Source organism: Intestinibaculum porci, from assembly GCF_003925875.1.
Taxonomy (GTDB): domain Bacteria; phylum Bacillota_I; class Bacilli_A; order Erysipelotrichales; family Coprobacillaceae; genus Intestinibaculum; species Intestinibaculum porci.
This window is the reverse complement of the sequence record NZ_AP019309.1, coordinates 1190831-1214775: the sequence shown is the minus strand read 5'-3', so window position 1 is coordinate 1214775 and position 23945 is coordinate 1190831. Positions and strand designations below refer to the sequence as shown.

At 37.4% G+C, this 23945-nt stretch carries 23 protein-coding genes, 1 tRNA gene, 1 pseudogene and 1 riboswitch; of the genes and pseudogenes, 3 read left to right on the top strand and 22 right to left on the bottom strand.

Annotated features, from left to right (window positions below; translation table 11 throughout):
• Nucleotides 1-19: 19 nt before the first annotated feature.
• The 20 genes and pseudogenes from purE to SG0102_RS05870 all read right to left on the bottom strand — a co-directional run bounded on the left by purE (nucleotide 20) and on the right by SG0102_RS05870 (nucleotide 20643).
• Nucleotides 20-505: a 5-(carboxyamino)imidazole ribonucleotide mutase gene (gene purE, locus SG0102_RS05955; protein WP_125119103.1), complete on the bottom strand. Its 486-nt coding sequence runs from the start codon at nucleotides 503-505 to the stop codon at nucleotides 20-22.
• Between the two features lie 11 nt (nucleotides 506-516).
• On the bottom strand, nucleotides 517-2187 hold the full coding sequence (locus SG0102_RS05950) for a formate--tetrahydrofolate ligase (protein WP_125119102.1): 1671 nt from the start codon (nucleotides 2185-2187) through the stop codon (nucleotides 517-519).
• 90 nt (nucleotides 2188-2277) lie between these two features.
• Nucleotides 2278-2358, bottom strand: a riboswitch (ZMP/ZTP riboswitch).
• 124 nt (nucleotides 2359-2482) lie between these two features.
• A complete protein-coding gene (locus SG0102_RS05945; protein WP_125119101.1) occupies nucleotides 2483-2878 on the bottom strand; it encodes a hypothetical protein in 396 nt (131 codons plus the stop codon).
• Complete coding sequence (locus SG0102_RS05940) at nucleotides 2847-3107, bottom strand: hypothetical protein (RefSeq protein ID WP_125119100.1); 261 nt, start codon at nucleotides 3105-3107, stop codon at nucleotides 2847-2849. Before SG0102_RS05940 ends, SG0102_RS05945 begins: the two co-directional genes overlap by 32 nt.
• Before the next feature lie 105 nt (nucleotides 3108-3212).
• Nucleotides 3213-3791: a hypothetical protein gene (locus tag SG0102_RS05935; protein WP_125119099.1), complete on the bottom strand. Its 579-nt coding sequence runs from the start codon at nucleotides 3789-3791 to the stop codon at nucleotides 3213-3215.
• A 10-nt stretch (nucleotides 3792-3801) separates the two neighbouring features.
• Nucleotides 3802-4515, bottom strand: a complete 714-nt coding sequence (locus tag SG0102_RS05930) for a hypothetical protein (protein ID WP_125119098.1) — start codon at nucleotides 4513-4515, stop codon at nucleotides 3802-3804.
• A 10-nt stretch (nucleotides 4516-4525) separates the two neighbouring features.
• The gene (locus SG0102_RS05925) at nucleotides 4526-4945 is read right to left on the bottom strand and encodes a LytTR family DNA-binding domain-containing protein (protein WP_125119097.1); all 420 of its coding nucleotides are present in this window, start codon (nucleotides 4943-4945) and stop codon (nucleotides 4526-4528) included.
• Nucleotides 4946-5062: 117 nt separating this feature from the next.
• Nucleotides 5063-5416: a uroporphyrinogen decarboxylase/cobalamine-independent methonine synthase family protein gene (locus SG0102_RS15825; protein ID WP_269461213.1), complete on the bottom strand. Its 354-nt coding sequence runs from the start codon at nucleotides 5414-5416 to the stop codon at nucleotides 5063-5065.
• Complete coding sequence (locus SG0102_RS05920; protein ID WP_269461202.1) at nucleotides 5308-6174, bottom strand: uroporphyrinogen decarboxylase/cobalamine-independent methonine synthase family protein; 867 nt, start codon at nucleotides 6172-6174, stop codon at nucleotides 5308-5310. Before SG0102_RS05920 ends, SG0102_RS15825 begins: the two co-directional genes overlap by 109 nt.
• Before the next feature lie 156 nt (nucleotides 6175-6330).
• Nucleotides 6331-6897, bottom strand: coding sequence for a SprT-like domain-containing protein (locus tag SG0102_RS05915; protein WP_157982984.1), 567 nt, complete (start codon nucleotides 6895-6897; stop codon nucleotides 6331-6333).
• Between the two features lie 140 nt (nucleotides 6898-7037).
• Nucleotides 7038-7961 (bottom strand): site-specific integrase, encoded by a 924-nt coding sequence (locus SG0102_RS05910; RefSeq protein ID WP_125119095.1) that lies wholly within the window; start codon nucleotides 7959-7961, stop codon nucleotides 7038-7040.
• 54 nt (nucleotides 7962-8015) lie between these two features.
• Nucleotides 8016-11132 (bottom strand): type I restriction endonuclease subunit R, encoded by a 3117-nt coding sequence (locus SG0102_RS05905; protein WP_231999864.1) that lies wholly within the window; start codon nucleotides 11130-11132, stop codon nucleotides 8016-8018.
• A gap of 87 nt (nucleotides 11133-11219) precedes the next feature.
• A pseudogene (locus tag SG0102_RS15945) lies at nucleotides 11220-11702 on the bottom strand (restriction endonuclease subunit S); the annotation flags it as partial.
• Nucleotides 11594-12232, bottom strand: a complete 639-nt coding sequence (locus SG0102_RS05900; RefSeq protein ID WP_125119093.1) for a restriction endonuclease subunit S — start codon at nucleotides 12230-12232, stop codon at nucleotides 11594-11596. The gene SG0102_RS05900 and the pseudogene SG0102_RS15945, both read right to left, overlap by 109 nt.
• A 142-nt stretch (nucleotides 12233-12374) precedes the next feature.
• Nucleotides 12375-13634: a restriction endonuclease subunit S gene (locus SG0102_RS05895; RefSeq protein ID WP_125119092.1), complete on the bottom strand. Its 1260-nt coding sequence runs from the start codon at nucleotides 13632-13634 to the stop codon at nucleotides 12375-12377.
• A gap of 1 nt (nucleotide 13635) precedes the next feature.
• Nucleotides 13636-16185: a type I restriction-modification system subunit M gene (locus tag SG0102_RS05890; protein WP_125119091.1), complete on the bottom strand. Its 2550-nt coding sequence runs from the start codon at nucleotides 16183-16185 to the stop codon at nucleotides 13636-13638.
• Between the two features lie 63 nt (nucleotides 16186-16248).
• A complete protein-coding gene (locus SG0102_RS05885) occupies nucleotides 16249-17184 on the bottom strand; it encodes a restriction endonuclease (RefSeq protein WP_125119090.1) in 936 nt (311 codons plus the stop codon).
• 39 nt (nucleotides 17185-17223) lie between these two features.
• Nucleotides 17224-18390 carry a DUF349 domain-containing protein gene (locus SG0102_RS05880; protein ID WP_125119089.1) on the bottom strand — a complete coding sequence of 389 codons (1167 nt, stop codon included), beginning with the start codon at nucleotides 18388-18390 and terminating at the stop codon, nucleotides 17224-17226.
• A gap of 133 nt (nucleotides 18391-18523) precedes the next feature.
• Nucleotides 18524-20029 carry a glycerol kinase GlpK gene (gene glpK, locus SG0102_RS05875; protein ID WP_125119088.1) on the bottom strand — a complete coding sequence of 502 codons (1506 nt, stop codon included), beginning with the start codon at nucleotides 20027-20029 and terminating at the stop codon, nucleotides 18524-18526.
• An 80-nt stretch (nucleotides 20030-20109) separates the two neighbouring features.
• Nucleotides 20110-20643, bottom strand: a complete 534-nt coding sequence (locus tag SG0102_RS05870) for a flavodoxin family protein (RefSeq protein ID WP_125119087.1) — start codon at nucleotides 20641-20643, stop codon at nucleotides 20110-20112.
• A gap of 131 nt (nucleotides 20644-20774) precedes the next feature.
• Here SG0102_RS05870 and SG0102_RS05865 point away from each other — a divergent pair, with 131 nt between their 5' ends.
• From SG0102_RS05865 to SG0102_RS05855, 3 genes are all read left to right on the top strand, one after another.
• A complete protein-coding gene (locus tag SG0102_RS05865; protein WP_125119086.1) occupies nucleotides 20775-21290 on the top strand; it encodes an ECF transporter S component in 516 nt (171 codons plus the stop codon).
• A gap of 124 nt (nucleotides 21291-21414) precedes the next feature.
• Nucleotides 21415-21489, top strand: a tRNA-Gly gene (locus tag SG0102_RS05860).
• 69 nt (nucleotides 21490-21558) lie between these two features.
• Nucleotides 21559-21888 carry a putative quinol monooxygenase gene (locus SG0102_RS05855; RefSeq protein WP_125119085.1) on the top strand — a complete coding sequence of 110 codons (330 nt, stop codon included), beginning with the start codon at nucleotides 21559-21561 and terminating at the stop codon, nucleotides 21886-21888.
• Nucleotides 21889-22112: 224 nt separating this feature from the next.
• Here the strand turns inward: SG0102_RS05855 and SG0102_RS05850 are convergent, their stop codons facing one another.
• A complete protein-coding gene (locus SG0102_RS05850) occupies nucleotides 22113-23444 on the bottom strand; it encodes an IS3 family transposase (protein ID WP_269461208.1) in 1332 nt (443 codons plus the stop codon).
• A gap of 32 nt (nucleotides 23445-23476) precedes the next feature.
• Nucleotides 23477-23902, bottom strand: a complete 426-nt coding sequence (locus SG0102_RS05845; RefSeq protein WP_125118147.1) for a hypothetical protein — start codon at nucleotides 23900-23902, stop codon at nucleotides 23477-23479.
• Nucleotides 23903-23945: the final 43 nt, after the last annotated feature.

Below are 23945 nucleotides of genomic sequence, written 5' to 3'. Positions count from 1 at the left end.
TTTCTTTGACCCCTTTAAATTAATATTTATTCTTGATTTCTTCATTTGTTTTCAGACATGCCTCTTCCTGAGACTTTCTGAAAGCTTTCAGTTTTTCAGATAATTCCGGATACTTGATCCCCATCATCTGTAAAGCTAAGTAAGCCGCATTCTTGCCGCCATTAATAGCAACAGTCGCTACCGGTACACCGCTAGGCATCATGACGATGCTTAAAAGTGCATCCATGCCATCGGTTGCGACCGCTTTAAGCGGTACGCCAATGACTGGTAAAACCGTCATGCTGGCAACGACCCCTGGCAAAGCAGCCGCCATCCCGGCAGCGGTAATAATGACATCCGTGCCATCGTTATTGCATTCATCGACGAACGCCGCTAAAGCAGCATGCGCACGATGAGCGGATAACGCCCGCACTTTGACGTCAACGCCATAGTCTTTCAGAATTGAGATACAAGCTTCCATTTTGTCAGCATCGGAAGCTGATCCCATAATAACCGCAACTTTCATTTTTTCCTCCTCTAGAATAAACCTACAATTTTTCCATCTTCATCGATATCCATTTTATCAGCAGCAGGAACTTTAGGTAAGCCTGGCATTCTCATAATTGAGCCGGCAATGGCAACGATAAAGCCTGCACCTGTATTTGGAATTAAATCATTCACCGTCACTTCAAATCCGCTTGGACGACCTAATAAGGTTGGATCATCGGATAAGGAGTACTGCGTCTTGGCGATGCAGACTGGTAAGTTTCCTAACCCCTGCGCCGTCAGTTTCTTTAATTTGTTTTTCGCTTTCTTCGTAAAGATCACACCGTCACCGCCATAAATCTCTTTGACGATCGTTTCAATCTTCTGATCGATTGGGGCATCAAGATCATAAATCGGATGATAATGAGATTCTTTCGTATCTAAGATGTCTAATAATTTTTCTGCTAATTCAAGACCGCCATCAGCGCCTTTCGCCCAAACCTGAGAAATCGCGACATCGACGCCCATTTCTTCACAGGTCTTCTTTAATAACTGTAATTCCGCGTCAGTATCTGTTGGGAACGCATTGATCGCTACAACTGATGGTAAACCATATTTCTGAATGTTTTCAATATGTTTCTTTAAGTTTTCAACGCCTTTGCTTAAAGCCTCTAAATCTTCATGGTCTAATTCTTTTTTGTTTAACCCGCCATGCATCTTTAAGGCACGAATCGTGGCTACGATGACAACAGCATCAGGATTTAAATTGGCCTGACGACATTTGATGTCTAAGAATTTTTCAGCTCCTAAGTCAGCGCCGAAACCAGCTTCAGTAATCGCATAATCACCCAGCTTCATTGCTAAGGTTGTAGCCATAACAGAGTTACAGCCATGCGCGATATTGGCAAATGGACCGCCATGAACAAATACTGGCGTATGGTCTAACGTCTGAACTAAGTTTGGTTTGATCGCGTCTTTTAATAAGAGAGTGACCGCTCCCGTCGCATGAATGTCATCAACTGTGACTGGTTCACCAGCATGGTTATAAGCCACAATCATGCGGGCAGCTCTTTGTTTTAAATCCGTTAAAGAAGTGGCTAAGCATAAGATGGCCATAACTTCTGAAGCAACGGAAATGTCGAAACCATCTTCACGAGGAACACCGTTCGCTTTCCCGCCTAAACCCACAACGATATGACGTAAAGCACGGTCATTTAAGTCCACGCAGCGTTTCCAGACAATCTGTCTGGTATCAATGTCAAGGGGATTACCTTGCTGGATAGAGTTATCTAACATCGCCGCAATTAAGTTATTGGCTGTTGTGATCGCATGAATATCACCAGTAAAGTGTAAGTTAATGTCTTCCATTGGGACAACCTGGGCATAGCCCCCTCCGGCTGCGCCGCCTTTGATCCCAAAGCAAGGTCCTAAGCTTGGTTCACGCATCGCGACCACTGATTTCTTTCCCATCTTATTTAAAGCCTGGGATAAGCCAATCATAGTAGTTGTTTTTCCTTCACCAGCTGGTGTTGGATTGATGGCCGTCACAAGAATCAGTTTACCATTTTCATGGTCTTTCACTTTCGAAATGGTGTCTAAAGAGATCTTTGCTTTATATTTGCCATATAATTCCAGATCATCTTCATTTAACCCTAATCGCTCAGCGACTTTTTTAATAGGTTCCATTTCTGTACTTTGTGCAATTTCTACATCTGTTAACATGGTTATGATCCTCCTTGAACACATTATAACCTATTTATTGCCCTAAACAAATGAAAACTCTATCATCAAAAAAAGAGCCCACTCATCCAGGTCAATGGCCCAGACGGTCGACTCTCTCAGATTATACTTCCATGTGGTTAGTTCCACGTTCCGCCAGTTGTATAACACAGTCAGTTTATCATTGATTTGCGCATCTGACAAGGCGATTTGGCTATATTCCATATATCTTTTTTTGTTTTTTTCACATGGTTATGATCGTTTCATCATTAAAGCGTTTTCATTCCCTCGCTATACCTTAAGCTTTGTTAATGACAATTTTAATTTTTTGACTATTATGTACATTTCCAAACGTTCTTGCGTCCTGATAATGATCATATTCTTCTGCTGTTAATAAAGCGCTCATCAGCTTGATCTCATATGTTCCCTTCTTGAGCTTTACACTATTGGCAGTCATCTTCATCACGGGTTCAACCTTTTTTGTAGCCACTGTATTGCTTTGGGCACTTTTTAATGGATAACTTTCACAATACGTTTCCACCCCTGAAGAAACTTCATTATTTTGAACTTTGCTCATGATATAAACATAAAGCCATGGCTGATGATTTTTCGCATCATGCGTTAAAACATAAATATAATACGTAAAAGCGCCTTTTGTGACCCTACGCTTTTGATAATGGGGGATGCGAGGCATCCCATTTCTGCCACTCCTTAATACTTGACGCATCACTATTCCCAATGAGTTCTCCCTGCAAATGCGTGATCTTTTCCTCATCCTGTTTCACGCCTGCTGAGGCAATGGTAAAGTTCAAACCTTGCGGTGTCGGTTTTCGTTCACTTTTATGCGTCTTTTTCATTGAAAGCGTAAAAACCAGCACAACGATCAAAATAATGACAATAGCCAAACTTACTTTTCTCTTCATAAAATCACCATCTTTCTTACTCTCATTATAAATATTTCCATTTCCTATCACAATTAAATCGACTTTCGTGCAAAAAAAAGACCACCAACTGGTGATCTTTCCATCCTACTTCCTTGTTAATGTGACAGTAAAGTGCTGAGCATTTTTAAAATGCGGTTCTTCACTGCCATCTTCATCATAACCATCTTCATTTGCATCATAGGCTTTCTTATATTCTTTTTTCGTTGGGGAAACGGCGGTAAATGTGATAGGATAATCGCCTTGAGACAAGCGATCACTATCAACAGTGATTTTATAAACCTTATTATAGCCTTCCAGTAACGTCGATTCTGCGCCGCCTTGGGCGCTTACGCCATAGTATGAATAAGGGGTTTCTTTACTGTTTGTCATGATATAAGTAATAACCCAAGGATCGTGAGGCGGTTCATGATAAACACGACTCACATAGCTGTAACAAGTAAAGTTGCCTTTCTTGCTGACCTGAGCGCGATAGTTAGGATGATGAGCATCAAAGCTCTTCCATTCCTTTACAGTAGCGTGCTGTAATTTAAAACGGAATTCCATTTCCTTAGCCGTAATCGTTGGATCTTCGGTTTTCTTAATATTGGTCTTAGTCATATAACCAGCGACTAAACCGATAATGACAATAAACAAGACTGTTAAACCTAAAATCTTTTTCTTCATCGTACTCACCTCACACTGCAACCGCGAGGGTGATCATTTCTTTCCCCGCTGCTTCTTTAAAATATGCATCTTTCATAGACAATGATTCTCCATCTTTATCTTTTGTGACATGACGTTCCATCACGCCTCTGCGCCATAATGTACGTTCAATCTCTAAATGTACTGTCGTTCCTGTTAAACGGGTACTAAAACTCATATACTGATCTTCTTTATAACTATTGGTAAAGAAGATGTACTGACGTTCTTTAAATTCCCTGACCTGATAAGTCATATAGCTATAACTGTAATCATCTTTAGGGGTAAAGGTGATATACACTTTAGGACGATAACTGTTTAATGTAAACTGATGAGATTTTAAGACATAGTAAGTAATCTTTTCATACTTTGTCTCCTTATGATAGACATCATACTGATGCTGCGCATTAATGGCATCAATCTTATTCATATCAAAGATCCCTTTGCTGTTATAAACCATCTGGGCATAAGCCTTATTATAAGCTTTATCGTAACGATACGTGCAGACACCGCTGATCAGTAAGCCCATCACGACTAAGATCTCGGTGAGACGTAATGGTGATACCAAGTGTTTTCCTTTTTGCATTGTGGTAATACGTTTATTAATGGTCCGATTGTAGCCGAGATAGTAAAGAATAATCCCTGCTACCACCACCAAAGCGACGATGACCATCGTCATGATATACTCTCTGGTTAATGTCTCTAACATGATGCTCACCTCACAATCCAAAGACTTCTCTAAATTTGTAGTAATATGTTCTTGTCACATCAACTTTGTCCCCATTACTCATCGTTAACTGAAACTTGGATGAGAAATAGGCTTTGGCATGGATAATCTGATCTTTCCGGATAATCACTGACTTGCTGATCTTTAAAAAATCATCATTTAATAAACGACTGATTTCATATAACGGCATCCGGAGGTGAAGATCATTATTTTGCATATGGATAATCATCTCATGACCTAGAGATTCAAGATAAACAATATCAGTCAAAGCAATCATTTCATTTTTTAACACCAGATAATTATTTTCTTTCTTAATGAGCAGATATTCAGCTTCTTCATCAAAAGTCACATGACCTTGCTTTAATTCTTCTTTGATCTGATCACTTTCTTCACACATGATATGAATACGCATCTCTCATCCCTCCCTTCACTTATTATTATAATGAATGAGCAAAGTGTCTCAATCTTTTGGCATTTCTTACATAAAATACGTCCTCACATGCAAAAAAGACCACCTGTAAAAGGTGATCTAAGCCCATACTTCTTCAGCAATCTCCTTCACTAATGCCAGTTTCGCCCACTGATCATGATCCGTTAGCTTATTTCCAATCTCACATGAGGCAAAACCGCACTGTGGTGATAAATATAAGTTTTCTAATGGCACATACTGTGACGCTTCTTTAATACGAGCAATAATATGTTCTTTTCTTTCTAACAATGATTTCTTCGTTGTCACTAAGCCTAACACAACTTTTTTCCCTTCAGGCACATATTTTAAGGCTTCAAAGCTGCCTGAACGTTCATCATCAAATTCCAAATAGAAGGCCTGTACATTTTCTTTTGCAAAAACATACGGGGCAACGCGATCATAAGCCCCGAGCAGGCATAAGTGGAATGATAGTTCCCACGACAGATATGGGTATTGACAATAAGATCATCCGGTAAATCTTCTAAAGCCAGGTTATTAATCTTCAGATACTTATTGGCTTCATCATCAATGCTGACACCTTCTCCCATTTTCGCATTCCAGTAACGATCATCGACAATCATCCCCCATGTACAGTCATCTAACTGCACATTACGACAGCCGGCTTTATATAAATCTAACAAAACGGTATGATAGGCATGCGCAATATCGGCAATCAATACGTCTTCATCAGGATAGTATTTCTTTGTATTCTTTGTATTATCCCCACGATATAATTCCGCTAACATCTGGGCTGGAGCAGGAATGGTCTGTTTCGCAATCACCTGATCATCTTCAAACTGTTTCACAAACTTATAATCTTCCACAAAAGGATGATGTTCTCCAGAAATCTTACCGGTAATGGCAATAGAGCCTTTGGTCGTTTCTTCCCCATGGAAGAAATAGCCATGTTCTAATTCAATATGTTCAATGCCATTGAATCCCCACATGAAATCCAAATGCCAGTAAGCACGGCGATATTCGCCATCAGTAATCACATGATAACCGGCTTCCTTCTGCTTTTGAATCAATGTTTCAATATGTTTATTTTCAATGTCTCTTAACGCCTTAGCATCAATCTTTCCTTCCTGATAGTCTGCTCTGGCTTTCTTAATTTCTGCTGGACGTAGGAAACTGCCTACGTAATCATAACGAAATGGTGTATTTGTACTCATCTTTAAGTCCTCCTTGTTGACAAGGACGAGTATACTACCAGAATCATTATTTGTATAATACGTAAATACTACAATGCATTATAGTTACATCCTATATCAAACGAAGAATCTCATCATTTGGTTAATAATAAAAAGGCTCTTAGTGGACCTTTTGCATTAGCGAAACCTTTCCACCAACACTAATCCCCATGGCTGTCCATAACGAGCTGCATCACTACAAATATGGACATTATCCCCATTATTCTCTAGGACATCAATGACAAACTGACATTTACGATCATAGTAGAATAGCTGCCCACAATTCTGACATTTAAAGATATACTTTGCATCCTTTTGTAAGATTTTAGAACCGTTTTTCTTCGCAAGATGAAGATTTTTATAATGATCATTCACTAAGTTTACATACTTCATAAATTGATCCCCATGATTATTACAGCCTTTGATGGTATGAATAAGCTCATGAATAATAGTACTTAAAAGATATTCTTTTGTCCTTTGATCATGATATTTAAAGTACACTGTATTAATCGTAATATTCGCTTTCTTATCATCAATTCTATGACAACAGCCATATTCACTTCTTTTCCGATAAGTATACCAGGTAATATCTTTCATTACAGGCATCTTTAACTCATCACAGATTTGATCCGCTTCTTTCACATAATATTTCAGTTCATCAATATACTTATCACTAATATGATCAAAATTATTTGTATGTTCCATGTAATTCCTTCTTTCACATATTAGGATAACACATCGTATGTTCAATAAATTGAACATACGAAATATTTCACTAAAAGTACAAGAGAGCGTGTCCGCTCTCTCATAAATCTTAAACTCATCTGGTAAGTCATTAACAGTCATTAATTTAAATTAGACATTGCTCTCATGACAATATCGACATCCTGATTCTCTAATTCATGAATAATATGTAAGTATGTTTTTTGCGTTGTTGTCATACTGGCATGCCCTAATCTTCTCGCTACTGAAGCAATTGATACACCAGCAAATAAAAGTAAAGATGCATGCGTATGGCGCAATCCATGAATAGAAATAACGGGAATATTTAACTTTTTGCAATAACGTTCAAGAATATCATTAACCGTTGAGTTATAAATAGGTTTATCTTTGACAAAAATAGGATCATTCCTTGGTAAATCTTTAATCAGTTCCGAAAACTGAACAACAATCTGCCAGTCAATTTGAATTTTTCTAACTGATGATTTATTTTTAGTCGGCATAAATCCTGTGCCTTCTTTATAATCCCATGTCTTATTGATCACGAGGAGCTGATGAGAAAAGTCAAAATCTTCTGGGGTAATCGCTAAAGCTTCTGAAAAACGCATACCAGTTTTCGCCACTAACAGAATAAACCAATCCCAGTTAATCTCTGCCCCAAGCGTTAAGCTTTTTAACAAAGTGTGTAATTCAAATTGGTTTAAGTATTTGACTTTCTTATCTCGTGGCGGTTTCCCTTTAATAATAACTTTTCTTGTGGGATCACGTTCAATGTAGCCATCGTCAACAGCATCTAAAATAGCCCCTTTGATCTGATGATGGAAATCCATTGTCGTCTGTCGTTCATGAGATAAAGCATAGTCATTAATCAGTTTCTGATAAGTAATACGATTCATATCGCACATGCGGACATCTGGTACCAGCTTTCTCAGCCATCCTAATGTCATTTCGTATTTTTGTAATGTTACTGAGCGAATTGCTCCTTCTTTATAAACTTTGACCCATTGTTCATAATAATCACAGAACAATTGTGTAGTTTTATCTTCCATAGTTGTCCTCCAATATATCAGACTTACCATAATGAGTAATAAGCAACTGGAAGGTTATGCTACATGCGGGAATTCTTTTCCTCCCGAAGTAATAAAGTTTGTCAGCATCTGATCAACCGCATTGTTGACCCTAAATAATGGCAATTTAGTGCCTCTTACTTCCTCAATAAACACTTGTGCTTTCTTTTTATCAACTGTTTGCTTCAAAGCATCTAAACGACCATATTCATTAATATTTTCTTTTGTAATGTTCTCATTCAACATCTTTCTAAGCATTTCTTCAGAGCAGCCAAAAGCCTCTGCTACATAATGGACTTCATCATTTAATGCTCTTGAACCATATTCAGCAATATACTCTCTAAAAGTTTTACCAGGAATAAGCTGAACATCACCATTTTGGACATCGTGCAGGAATAACGTGGCAAAGCCCTGATCTTCCTGAGACAGAAAGGCAAATGATTTATGTAATTCTTCTAAGGTATGAATACGCTCCTGTTCAGAAACATTAGCCTGACTCAACATTTTAAGCCATTTCTTAAAGCGCATGTTCATATAATCATTGTCTATTTTTCCTGTATCCAGTTCAGTTAAATATGGATCAATATCATATGGGATATCTTCACCGCCATCCCCCGGATCCGCTTTTCCTAATTCCTTATAACGCTGTAAAAGAATATCGTAATCCTTTTCCGTAGGCACTAAAGTTATTGATTTTCCTTCCGTTTCATAAATCTTTTGTTCCCACTTCATTCCTTGAATTTTTGCGGCTTCAAAATACATCGAGAACCGTTTAAAGAGGCTAGAAAACTTCTTTTTGCTTTCAACATCATCCGGTAAACACTCAAAGTTCTCTATATGGTCCGCTTCAAATAAGCTCTTAATATCACTAAAATATCTATTCATTTGATTAATATTATCATAAAGATGATAAGCAAATAACCCTCTTGGTCGATCACCTGAATAAAGTTTCATGGCATTTTCTACATTTCTCTTCATCGTATGCGGATAACGATAGTACCGAATAGAGCCAAATGGTTTCATATGACGATCATATAATCTGTTCGTACGAGAAAACGCCTGAATAAGATGTTCATAGGTTAAAACCTTGTCTAAATAAAGGGTATTCACATACTTAGAGTCAAAACCTGTAAGCATCTGATTCACTACAATCAGGAGATCAAGCTGGTCCTTTTCTTTCAAATGAACATAAGTCCCTTTATGGGCTAAACGACTCGATACATCTTTTTTGAATAATCCATAAGTACCAATACTGAAAGTTTGGCCAAAAGTATCATTATAATCTTGAATTAACTCAGCTAAGCCATCTTCTTTATCAATACTCTTTTGACCACCTTTATTATCAATAGAGGCATCAAAAAGACAAGTCACATGAAGCTGTGGACACATATCCTTAAACTTACGATAATAACGAATTGCTTCTGGAATACTTGAAGTTGCAAAGATTGCATGGAACTGACCATACTGACTTAAACGACCCCAGTTATCCAAAATGTCTTCAACAACCATTCGCTGATATTCATCGGTTTCAAAATTCACTTTAGGAAAGAAATCTTCTATGCCTGCAGTATCCGCATCACCAGCCATTGGTACATCATTCATATAATGATAATAAACTTTATTCTTTTTAGGATCCTTAATAGCTTCTTTTTCACTGCTAGCTTTCGCTTTTTCAAGAGCGACTGCCCTTCTGACATCTCGATCTTTATAAACCATGACCATCGTTGGATCAAAGCCTAATACATTACCATCTCTAATCCCATCTGCTATACTATAGCGATGCAATTCATCACCAAAGATATCAGATGTTGTGGATAAAATCTTTTCATTTTCTTTAAAGACTGGCGTTCCAGTAAAACCAAAGAATAAAGCTCTCGGAAATGTATTCTTAATTGTCAGTAACATCTCTCCAAAAGTTGATCGATGACATTCATCAATAATAAACACTAATCGTTTATCCTGAATTGTCTGCAAATCATCGTAACATAACTTTTCTTTTGCATCTTCTTTAATATTACTCATCTTTTGAATAGAAGAGACAATCAGCGTGTCTTTAGGATCATCAGACTTTAATTTCGTAATCAAAGCATATGTGTCTTCAGTACCTTGTACATCTTCTTTATGATCTGCAAAGTTCTGATATTCGCTTAATGACTGTACCCCTAATTCAATACGATCCATTAAAAACACAACTTTATCAGCATCATGAGATTCCGCAATCAGCTGGGCTGATTTAAAGGATGTCATTGTTTTACCAGACCCTGTTGTATGCCATACATAACCGCCTAACTGTTTATGATCTTCCCAATCCTTTTTTGCAACACGATCAGAGATCGCACTCGCAGCATAATACTGATAACTACGTAAGACTTTTAAAATACCGTCAGTACTATCAGCTACCGTATAGAAGCCAATTAACTGATGTGCCATAGGAATAGATAACAATCTAGAAGTAATCAGTTTCCAATCATTCATTGGTTCATTATTAAAATCCGCCCAATGGAAATAGAAATCAGAATTAAACTTACCATCAGGTCCAGGATTTGCGAAATAAACTGTTTCCTCTGGATTCATCGCTACAAAGACCTGAACTAAAGAGAATAAGCCAGTAAACACTTTTTCATGCGCATATTTTGTAATCTGATTTGTAGCTTCAGAAACAGGAATACCGCTATTCTTTAATTCGATATGAAATAATGGCATCCCATTAATTAGTAACATCAAATCTCCTCTTCTATCCCGTAATACTTTTTCATGTCTAGGAAACAAAGGCTGTTGGACAATCTGATAACGACTTTGTCCGGCTGCAATTTCATTACGATCATAGATCTTTAGACTCACTTCTTTTCCAAAATGTAATGTATCATTAGGATTCTTTCTTGTAATAGAGACTGATTTCCCATTAATAAAAGAATTTAAAGCCATAGGAGAACGTAAATCTCTAATTTGATCTAATAATTCCTGCATTTCATCTTCGATTAATGGCTGACCATTTAATCGATCAATACCTCTATTATTCTCAAATAGAATATTAGCCCAATTTTGAATAAGATCTTTTTCAGTAGGATAACGAATAACTTCATCTTCCCAGCCATTTTTCTGTAATGCAGTAATAACAGCTTCTTCAAAATCAGCTTCTTTATCAAATTTCATTATATAATTCTCCTCTCTTTCTATCTTTTTTAATTCTTTTATCTCACGTTGATGAAGGGTAATAGCATTATCAACGAGCTCTAAAAAAACTCCTATTTTTTCTTGTTCCACCTTATTAGGAACATTTATACGAGCATTTGAAACAAGCTCCTTATTGAGATTATTCACAGTACTTCCTGCTGCAAGTCGTCGATATTGTATAAGCATCTGTTCAGTGCCAAGCATATGGCAAAGAAATTTTAAATCAAACGCATTTTGGTTGTTACGAATTAATAACCAACCATCATGAATACATCCATAAATTCCCATGATATAAGGTTTTCCAAAGCTCATCGAGTTAGATAGAATTAAATCTCCAGGAAAAACCTGTCTAGTTTTTGAAAGTCCGGAAAGTTTAATTTTTTCTTTAGTATGTGTAATGTATCTTCCCTGTTCAGGCGCATCTCCAATCTTTACCCAGTTCAAGCCATCCGATGCTTCAGTAATATAGGCATCAATTGGGCGTGGCGATCCACCACGCTCAATTGTAACAAGATTTCCCAACTTACGCTGTTCCCAAGTGTATTGCATATTATATTATATTTATAAACACACATACGTTGATGAAGGGTGATAAGGTTGTCGAGGTTTTGAAAAAACGCTCCAATTTTTACCTGTTCGTTTATTATAGGAACAGGTAATTCCAGCTTATATAATTCTTCCCAAACTATATTTTTTCTACAAGCACTTGCACCTTCAGTCGATGCCTTTAAGAAGAAATCTTTTGTCTTGTCTTGTTTAACCCATGCTTGCATAAATAATGGATCACAGTTTATCAATTCATAAACCTTGTAAGCAGGCGATATTATGCCATGTTCGAAGCGTAAATTGACATTACAATTTCCTAAATGTAAATTCTGTGCTGATAAAATTAAATCATTCTTTTTTACTTTCAAATAGCCAATATTAGATGAACCTCTAAAGTGACTAAACAACTCCGAGTTAAGAAACATTCCATCAATGGCACAAGAAAGTAATGTATCTTCGTCTTCTACACTGGTCTTTTCTCTGGTCTCATTCAATAAATCTCCCAACTTACGCTGTTCCCAAGATATTGTCATAATCTATTAAAAATTCTTAATTAAAAGCCGGCTAAAATCTTATATTGATCACAAATAATACAACTACTTAAACCCAGTAATTGTATTATTCAGCAAATCCCCATAATAATTTAACAACTATCTAGATTAAAAATTTATTAGATCAAGCAAACATATTTTCTAGCATCGATTTCTTTAGTTTTTTTAATTTTTCTAGTTTTCGCTGATGAAGGGTAATAAGGTGATCTAGTGACTCTAATGTATTTGCAATTTGCTCCTGCTCCCCAATCTTTGGTATAACAAGTTGCTTTATCATCAAGTCTTCCTTTGTGATTCCCTTTATTGCAGATCCTTGCACAATATGTAAATCTTCTTGCAATTTTCTATATAACGCATAGCACAGAAATTGAGGATCACATTTCAAATATGACAGCGAAATGAAATCTTGACTTGTAGTATAGGAATAAGGCATAAAAACAAGCTTTCCAACGCCAACATGAGTTACTACAGCTATAGAATTTCCCGGTATCATTTGAGTTGCAGAATGAGTTAGTCCATCTCTCGAAATATGCTTTTTCACATCCATATCGAACAATTGCCCTTCAATAGTATTTGACGACTGAATCCAGGGAATATTACCATTCCAAAAAGCTTCATTAGTCGTTGCTGGTGTGCCTCCGCCATAAGTCGCACCTACAATATCCGCGAGCTTACACTGTTCCCAATCATCAGTAAAACCTTTAAACCGGATTTTAGGTTTCATTTCCCCATTTTTTGGAAACATATTTTCTAGCATAGATTTTTTGATTTTTAGCAACTTTTCATACTTACGTTGATGAAGGGTAATAAGATGGTCAATGCGTAAAAAATAATCCGCAATATATTTTTGTTCTTTAATATCAGCAGGAAATTTTATATATGTTTCCAAAATTGTTGCTCGAGAAATTGAAGTGACCTTTGATCCCTGCATTAGAGGCAATAATTGATCGTGATAAATATTTGTATTCATATAAAATCCTAAATATCCTCTGGCAAATTTTGAATATGGTCTCATAGGTATTGTATGTAATCCTGCAACAATATTCCTATTCTCTATATTGCATAATTCAATGCATTTTCCAACGGTTTCATCTTCCGCCGTATCCGCCATAACAACGTCTCCAGCCTTGAGAAATGACTCAGTAAATTTATATAAATATTTTACATTTTTAATAGCTGGTAATGTGTGCATACTTGCATCTAAACATTCATTAAATTTAATCAAAATATCACCATAATGTATATCAAAAATCTCACCATCATCTAATGATAGTTCGGCTCTAGAAATAGTATTATTTTGCAGGAAATATACTAAATCACCCAACTTACGCTGTTCCCAATCATCAGTGAAACCTTTAAAGCGAATCTTAGGTTTTTTAGACATATTAATCACCACCTAACATCTTTTGTAATTGTCTTATTCCAGCCATATCAGCTTCATCACCAGTAAGATCTCCTAACATTTTCACAAGTTCTTTTTCAGTATTCTTTATCTCTTGATCAATATCTTCATAAGTATCCTTATACTTATCAGAAAGATTCTTGATTTGAGACGCAAAATCTTTTAACAATTCATTTGGTAATTCGTTAATTGCATTGGTAATAGGCTGAATCCATTTTATGAATAATAGCTGTTTCACTTCTTCATTTGATAAAGACATAATGGTATCTCTTGTCTTTAAATGTAATTCCTGATTAGCTTTTTTTATAGATGATTTTAATTCCTTTTCTTCTTTATTAAACTGATCAGCTTTCTTCAAAACATCTTTAAGATTTTGATCATCAATCACCTTGATGACTTTCTTAAAATTCTTAAATACAAATGCATCGTTTTCTTCATTTAAAGCTTCAGAGATCGTTTCTTTATCATCTTCTGATAATTCATCTAACAAAGTTGAATACTCAGATGGAATCTCCTGAAGACGTTCTTCCTGTTTAGATATTGTATCTAATTCATCTTTCAATAAATTATTTTGTACCAAGTCAAACGGTAAAATATGTCCTTTCCAGCCTTCCTGTACTTCTTTATTTTTCTTAAGAACCATGTTAGGATCAACAGCTTTTACACAGTCCATTCCTTCCGACTGAATAATCTCTAAATCTCCTGATATTTCTTCATATCCCTTGTCAAAGGCTTCATATGCCTTGTATTTATCAATTAACGAAATATCTTCAAAACGTGATAAAAGATCACTTGAAATTTCATCCTTTTCTTTTACCGTTGAAACAGTTTCAGCTTGATCAATAAGTTCATGTTCTAATGTTTCATCAAAGTGAGAAAATTTATTCTTGTAATCTTCAATGAATTTTTGAACATCTACATTATCAAAGATTGTACCTTTAATATCAGAAACCTTTAATTTTCCATACCCATGATTCATTGTAAACAATGCATCCTTTAAGCTAGGAAATACTTTCCAATAGTCCGCTAACCGATTTAACTCATATTCAGGTACACCACCAAACATAGAAGCATAGAGATCCCATGTTTCTGTTTCTTCAGATGAATCAACATATCTAGGAATATTCAAGTTATAATCATTTTGACGAATTTCATCTTTAGATACTAATCTTGAATATTTATCAATGGTCAACTTATGTGTCACCGTATCTACAATCTTTCTAATATCACAGGCACGTAGCTTATTACTCTTACCAACCTTTTCAAAACCTTTGGAAGCATCAATAATTAATACATTATTGTCTTCTCTTTTCTGACGTAAAACCATAATGATTGTGGGAATACCTGTTCCATAAAAGATATTAGCTGGTAAGCCAATAATGGCTTCAATATTATCATTTTCAATTAGATTTGTTCTGATCTTACCTTCTTCACCACCTCTAAATAAGACTCCATGAGGTAATACGATAGTCATAATTCCATCAGGCTTTAAATGGTATAACTCATGCAGTAAAAAAGCATAATCAGCCTTTGATTTAGGTGCTACACCATATCTGGCATATCGTGGATCATTTTCTTTGCCTTTAGGATCCCATTGCAGGGAATATGGGGGATTTGAAACGACTGCATCAACATATAATGGTTCGTATGTAGCTGCTGGATCTGACTCATCAAAATAAGGCCAGTCTTCTTCTAACGTATCCGCATTTCTTGTCACAATGTTATCAGGAATAATCCCTCTCATAACCAAATTCATTCTTGTTAAGTTATACGTATTAGATTTCAACTCCTGCGCATAATAGCGAATACGATTGGCATCAGGCATATATTTAGCCGCCGAAGCCCCGATGTTAATTAATAATGAACCAGAACCCGAAGTTGGGTCATAGATCTTAATTTCATTACGATCCTTTAAATGATCTGCCACAATTTCAGACATCAATAGGGATACTTCATGTGGAGTATAGAACTCACCTGCTTTTTTGCCAGCATTTGACGCAAACTTTTCAATCAGGAATTCATAGATGAACCCTAACATATCATAATCCTGTTTACGCGATCCCATGGGAATTTCATTAATTAAATGGATCAAATCACGAACAGCTTTGGTCTGTGATTTCGTATCTTTCCCAAGCTTACTTAACCCAGTCTCTAAAGTATTAAAGATTCCTTCAAAGACTCTTTTATGAGATGGTGAAATTAATCTTGAAAAAGATGATAAAGCGACTCTGACATTATCTACAGAAAAATCCGAACCGCTCTTTACCCATGTTGAGAACATGTGTTCATAAGCAATAAAATACCCTAAGCTTTGCTGAGCACTCTGCACAGTTTCCGGATCATCTTCATTCACATATTCCTTAATATCTTCCGGTGTATAATCTCTTTTTAAGAGCCAGTTCTCTTCTTTTTCTGATAGGTATTTATAAAAGATAAACCCTAAAATATAATCTTTATATTCATTAGCTTCGATATTTGATCGCATCTTATTAGCGGATTCCCATATCTTCGCTGCTAATTGATTTTTATTCATTATTTCATTTCTCCTTTATACTCCCATTTTAACATAACTTATGTTCAATATTTTGGACATAAGCTATTCATTATCGTTATTGAAGTAATCCGTATCTACTCTCTTGATTTCATAACTGTGCACTAAGCTGACGCCTAAATTATATTTGATCATTAACGATGTTAACATTTCTCCATCTACCAAAACAATCTTAGCAGTCATATGCTTATCGACAAAGTCTTTCGCTTTATCACTAAAATGAGAAGTTGTAATATATAAACCTTTATTAGCACCTTTTCCCATCAAAGCGCCAGCAAACTGCTGGATATCTGGCGAACCGACACTACGCTCAGGCGCCCATTTCTTAGCCTGAACATAGATTTTATCAAAACCTAAGGCATCCTGACGAATAATTCCATCAATGCCTTCATCACCTGATTTGGATGTTACTTCTGATGGTTCACTTAACTCACCGCCATACCCCATCTTTTCTAACAAATCCATCACTAACTGTTCAAAGAAATATGGATCCTGCGCTAAAATATTCGCTAATAATTGATCAGCCAATTGTGAGGTTAACTTTTTATAAGCTTCATCCATTGTCTCAATCGGTGTGCTTTCCATCACGGTTTCCGTTTGAACTTCTGGAGAATCGACCTCTTCTTTTTCTTCTTTTGAAGAGTTAAAGAATTCTCTAAATGACTGGAATGTTTCTAAATAATCATTATCAATCACTAATGAAGGATCCGAAACAGCCTTAACCCCTGCTTCGGTAATTTTAAACTTCCCTCTTGCTGGTGATTCAATCAAATGTGCCTTTTTTAAATAAGTACGTGCCCAGCCGACACGATTTGACAACACAGTTTGTCTGTTAATAGGTAATAAAGCACTGCGCTCTTCTGGCGTCAAATGGAAAACATCAGCACAGTAATTATTAATCTCCCTTGAGCGATGCACCTCACCATCATTTAAACAGTCAAGAACAGCCCGATAAAATTCATTATATGTTGGTATAGCCATAATAATCTCCTTATAAAAAAAGGATACGCGAAGTATCCTTTAATAACCTTTAAACTGACGACGGTTTTCAAAATAAGCATCCATCGCTTCACGGAATTGTTTCCACAATTCGTTTTCTTTTTTATGACCACATGAACCAATAGCTTTCCATTCCTGCTGAAGTTCTTTCATACGATCTGTGGTTTCTTTCGTAAAGTCGATTGTTGTTGAGGCAATCTGTTTGGCTTCCTGAATTAAGGCTTTCTTAGCTTTCGCATTTGCAGCATGTTTTTCATTCATCGAAGCATAGAATTCTTTACGGGCATCATAGAAGACTTTACGAACATCCTGGAATTCTTTCCATAAGTCATCATTGACTTTTCCTGAATTCCCAGCTGCGCGCCATTCATCCATTATTGCGTTCATTTCATCAGAAGTGACTTTCCATTCCAGATCAGGCACTTTCGCCACGATTTCTTTGGTCTTTTCAATAAGTTCACGTTTCTTAGCAGCGGAAGCTTCATATACTGGCTGCATATCTTCCTGATGTTTCACAACCTTATCATGATACTGATCATTATAAGCTCTGAACTGTTTCCATAATGCTTCATCATCACGATGATAAGCAGGACCAACAGCTTTCCATTCTTTCATTAATTCCTGGAATCTCTTGAAGCCGGTATGATAGTCTTCACTTTCCGCAATTTCCTGAGCGCGGCGAACGATGTCTTCCTTCGCGACTTTACGTTTATTCTGTTCTTCACGGTAAGCATCATAGAAATGACTCTGGGCTGCATGGAACTGATCCCAGAATTCATCTTCAAATGCTAAATGCCAATGTGGCAGTTTACGCCACTGTTCCATCAGTTCTTTATAGAAACCAACATACTTGTTCCAGTCCGTTTCATCCTGATGGGCAACCGCTTCATCAACGATTGCTTTCTTTTCTACATACGTCTTTTGAATACGTTCTAAATCATTAATTTCCAGATCAGCACCTTCGTAAGCAGCGCGTTTCCAGTAAACGACATTATATGTCTTGCCTTCTTGAATGGCCATCCATGTCCCATGGGTCGCATCATTTTCATCAGGGGCAATAGGCATATTTTTGTCATCTCTCGCCCCGTATAAAACAGTGACGAGAGGTAACCCTGTCTTTTCATCAGTACTTTCTTCTACTTTCGCAAACTGATCTCTAAATGTGTTTATTTCGTTAGATTTTCTCATACTCGTTCCCTTCGTTTCACAAAGATACAAATATATTCTATATCAAATATTAAGCGCTCTCAATGCCTTTTTATCATTTTTTTCACGTGACGCTTAAAAACGAAGATTCTTCCTTTCATGAAATAGTATTATATCACAGATCACTGTCATTTCCAGCAAGCAATAACGCTGCTGAGACAGCCTTCTTCCAGCCTTTAATATGCTTTATGCGATAGCTTTCATCTTTTTGCGGGATAAAGGTGCGGTCAATTTGTTTAATTGCACAGATATCTTCTAAATCCTGATAGAAGCCAACAGCTAATCCTGCTAAGTAAGAAGCCCCCATTGCGGTTGTTTCTACTAAACAAGGTCGCTCTACCGGCGCACCCGCAATATCCGCCTGGAACTGCATTAAAAAGTTATTTTTTGACGCTCCGCCATCAACCTTTAAACTGCTTAACTGAATGCCAGAATCTTTTTCCATTGCCTGGAAAACATCATTCACCTGATAAGCAATGGATTCCAACGTAGCTCTGATAATATGCGATTTGTTCGTTCCTCTCGTTAACCCGGTAATAATTCCTCGGGCATAGGGATTCCAGTAAGGAGCTCCCAAACCAGTAAATGATGGCACCACATAAATACCGCCCGTGCTATCCACTTTCGTCGCAAAGTATTCTGAATCGGCCGAAGTATCAATTAACTTTAATTCATCTCTTAGCCACTGAATGGCGGCGCCTGCCATGTAAACCGAACCTTCTAAAGCATAATAGACTTTACCATCAATGCCCCAGGCAATCGTTGTTAATAAACCATTTTGTGAGAAGATCGGTTTCTCACCGGTATTCATTAACATAAAGCAGCCGGTCCCATATGTATTTTTCGCTTCACCGGAGTGAAAACACATTTGCCCAAATAAAGCGGCCTGCTGATCACCGGCTGCTCCCGCAATGCGGATCGGTCCTTCAAATAAAGAAGGATCCGTTTTGCCATAGAGATAGCTAGATGGTTTCACTTCTGGTAATAGACTTCTTGGAATATCTAAAAGATCTAAGATTTCCTGATCCCACTCTAAGGTATTGATATTAAAGAGCATTGTGCGTGAAGCATTGGAATAATCCGTCACGTGGATACGTCCACCTGTCAGATTATAAATTAGCCAGGTATCAACTGTGCCAAATAACAATTCTCCCTTATTGGCTTTTTCTCTTGCCCCAGGTACATGATCTAAGATCCAGCGAATCTTCGTAGCGGAAAAATAAGGATCGATCACTAATCCTGTTTTCTCTTTAATCTTTTCTACTAAACCCGCTTCTTTCAAAGCTTTCGCGTCATCCGATGTGCGTCGACACTGCCAGACAATCGCATGATAAATCGGTTCCCCTGTAGCTTTATCCCAAATGATTGTCGTTTCACGCTGATTGGTAATCCCAATCGCCGCGATATCCTCGGCATGCGCATGAATATTTGCCATCGCTTCACGGGCGACCGATAACTGGGTATTCCAGATTTCCATCGCATCATGTTCAACCCAGCCTGGCTCAGGGAAATATTGGGTAAATTCTTTTTGGGCACTAGATACCACTTCGCCCTGCCTATTAAAAAGAATACAGCGGTTACTCGTTGTACCAGCATCTAATGCCATAATATATTGACTCATGTAATGTGACCTCCTAAATGATATTATATCAAAACAAGCGCTTTCATGAAAGAGTGAAGAAAAAAACCTGAAATCAGGTTTTAATCTTTAAGAGACAAGCCTAAATCATAAGCTTCCTGCATAGCGGGACTCTTTTGCATACTGCCTTTTTCTTCCATGTTCGGTGCCAGAATCGTCCCTTGATTTTCCCATTTGAGATAATTTGTCATCATGTTGTATTGCGCTAAAGCGGCCTCATAGACATGATCAGCCCCGGAGTCTAATAATAAAGCCGTCTTATGGAAATGGAAACCGATCTTGCCGCGGGCATACATCCGGTCAATAACCGTCTTTAACTGCGCAGTGATATCAAACCAGTAAATCGGTGAGGCAAATACCACCATATCTGTCTGATCTAAAGCTTCTAAGATCTCTGCCATATCATCTTTCTGCACACATGCCCCTGCATGTGCAAAACAGTACTGACAACCTAAACAGCCCTTAATATTCATGCCTCTTAAATTGATGAGCGTGACATCATGTCCCGCTTCTTCCGCCCCCTTCTTAAAAGCCGAGGCTAAAATTTCTGTATTCCCCTTCACCCGAGGACTTCCGTTTAAAATAACTATGTTCATATAAACCAAACCTTTCTTCTCTTATTGTACACTATTTCATTCTCATTTACTGACCATATTATTTTATATCATTTTGACCATTTCTATATACTCAGATAAGACTATAATGCAAGTATACGAGGAGGGTCATTATGAAAAATCATCTCACTTATAAACTCACGATCAATGCCTTAGGCATCGCCATGGTTGCCATTGCGACTATGTTCCTACAGTTTCCGATTCCTTTAGGCTATGCCCACTTAGGTAACTGTTTTATCTTACTTTTTGCCATTTTCTTTGATCCAAGTACCGGACTCATTACCGCTGGTATCGGCTCCGCTTTAGCTGATCTATTAACCGGTTATACCCTTTGGGTCATTCCTACTCTCATTATCAAATCCTTAATGGGTTATTTGATTGGTAAAATTGCCTCGCAAGATACCAATAAATCCCTGAAGTCAAAATATGTCTTCTTGGCGAGTATCGTTGGCATCATCGAAATGATTGCCGGTTATACCATTGCTGGCGCAATCTTAGAGCAGTCAATCCCAGCTGGCGTAGCCCAGATTCCGGGCTTAAGTATTGAAGGCTTAGTGGGGATTGTCTTATTCTATGGCTTATATGGCATTTTACTAAACGCTAAAATCAAAAGACTCATTCATAACTAATTTTTTAGAAATGAATTTTCTTGCTTTTATTCGGTAAAACTTCTTTTTACGGTACATTTTCTTAATTTTCTCTATTGACACTTTTTTGAAATAGGTTTAATCTAAGTATGTACTTCAAAGAAGTGCCGCATTCGTATAATGGTTATTACTTCTGCTTCCCAAGCAGAAGATGCCGGTTCGATTCCGGCATGTGGCTCCATAAAAAAGATCGCGAACCTATGGTTCGTTTTTTTTATTTTTGATAGAATAAAAACAGGAGGATTTTTTTATGGCTATTACAGTAAATATCTATTATCATGGCCAATCAGGTCAGGCCCAGGCATTTGCCAAGGAAATGATCAGCAGAGGAATCGTTGAAGGGATTCGCAAAGAAAAAGGCAACTTACGTTACGATTACTTCATTCCCTTTGATGATCCTGATACGATTCTTTTAATTGATAGCTGGACATCCCAGGAAGCGATTGATCATCACCATCAATCGCCATGGATGGCAAAAATCATGACCTTAAGAGAAAAGTATGATCTGACCATGGATGTTGAACGTTTTATTTCTGATGATGAGATTCCTGAATATGATCAGTCTTTTATCAGAAAATAATCAGCGTAAAAAAGGATTGTCTAGACTAAACTGGTACCATTGTCAAGGACTATTTATTGACAGTGACGACTTGTTTTCAGCTCACAAAGGATGAGGGCAAGATTCAATTGAATCTTGCCCTCATTTTTTCGCTTCTATTCATCCATATCAGGAGTTTTATTGTACGACAAAAAGAACCACTTTACGTGATTTTTTAAACAAGAAGTGGATGACTTGATGTATTATTAATAGATTGCTCCTGTTCTGTTCACATACGATAGCTCTGGATAATTCTGCCAGTTTCTAGGATAGTACAGTGACTTGATCACTGAATCGGATGCCTTGGTTAGGAACTTGAGTGCTGTATTCGTATCAGCCAATAGCGTATCCAGTTTTTCTACTTCTTTCGTATTTTCGTCAATCAGTCTCTGTAGCTTATTGATTCGAGCTAGAATAACCTTCTGATCCTTCTGTACCACTTTGAAAGGATGCTGTTCGCTCTTATACTCATAAGATGATTCACCAGACTCGTTTTGCTTGCTTCTGCGTCGAGCTCTTTCAGCACGCGCTTGTTCGCGTCTGGATTCCAGTTCTTCCTGGGTGATGAGTTCTTTGGCTGAGACGCCGAAATAAACATCAGTCTGATAAATGCCTTCAGTAATATAGCGATAGTATTCTTCAGGAGTCTGTCCTGCCAGATCATACTGAGGTATTACTGTATTATACTGTTCCATAAAGTTTTTGATCATGGTTTCAACCGTATCAAAGTTAGGACATTTTTCAACTAATTCATTTAGAATAGATTTCATTCTTCCAAAAAAGCTTTCCATTGGCGCATTATCGAGGCTGTTTCCGCGTCTGGATACTGACTGAATGAAGCCGTCATCTTCTAGAATTTCTCTGAATTCGGTGGAAAGGTATTGAGAGCCGTTGTCTGAATGAATATAGACATAAGGCTTTTTTCCATTTTCCTTCATGTATTTGCATGCCTTCTCAATTTCCTTTTCATGAAGATCCATCATCATGCAATAAGCTCTTTCAACGAGGGTAACGTCCATTCTTTTAGAAATATGCCATCCAAGAATTTCATTGGTAAATGCGTCCTTAAATACGCATAGATAAGAGATGTTTTTATTGCCGTTATAGGAAATATAAGTGATATCAGTGAGAATAACCTTGCGCGGGTCTTGTCTGAAGTATCTTTTTACGTAATCGTTAACGTTATAATAAGGATGGTTGTATGTTGCCTGTCCCTTGTAGGCATCCTTATGGCGTAGGTTGGGGAACAAATTCAATTCCTGCATCAGACGCGTTACTTTTTTTTCACCAACCGGCTGACCATTGATATTAAAATGCATGCGAGTAAAAAGAGCACAGAATGTTCTTCGCCCAGGCACGAAGCCAAAGGTTTTGACGATATCAATCATCTTATCCTTTATCATCTCATCTTCGGTAGCCTTTTGAATCTGGCTGGCAGATGGATTTTCACGTTTTTTCTTCCAGCACCTGTATTTTCTTGAAGTGATTTCAAATATCTTGCAGGCCTCACTGATTTTGACATCAGGATGATCTCTTATATACGTATCTGCGAGAAGACATTTATCTACCGCTATTTCTCGTTCTTCGATGATGATACCTTCACCAGCAGTTTTGAGCCCTTTTTTTTTACGACTCCAACAACTGTTTCCAGATAGTCAATGCGTGAATTAAGATAGTCAACCATTTCCTGATCGGAAAGATTGCCAACCTGATCACGCGGAACCATGCCGCTGACCTTCTTGGGCTTGCGTGCCTGTCCGCTGGCAGCGCGACCGGCAGCTGCGTAGGCGCGATCTTCTCCTAACGTGTTTACATCGTATCCGAGTGTCTTGTATGCCTTAATTGGTGACATGCCGCCATCCATCAGCTGTTTCATGCGGGCATAGAATTCCCTTGTGTAATAGATTCTGCCATCTGTTACCTTCTCAGTGTATTGGTTTTTAGAAGCCTCTTCTAAAGCTTTTTCCAGGTTAATCTGCTTATTTCTTTTTGCCATAATGCTTTCCTCCGCCTGATATGTATTTATTGGTGTCTGTAGT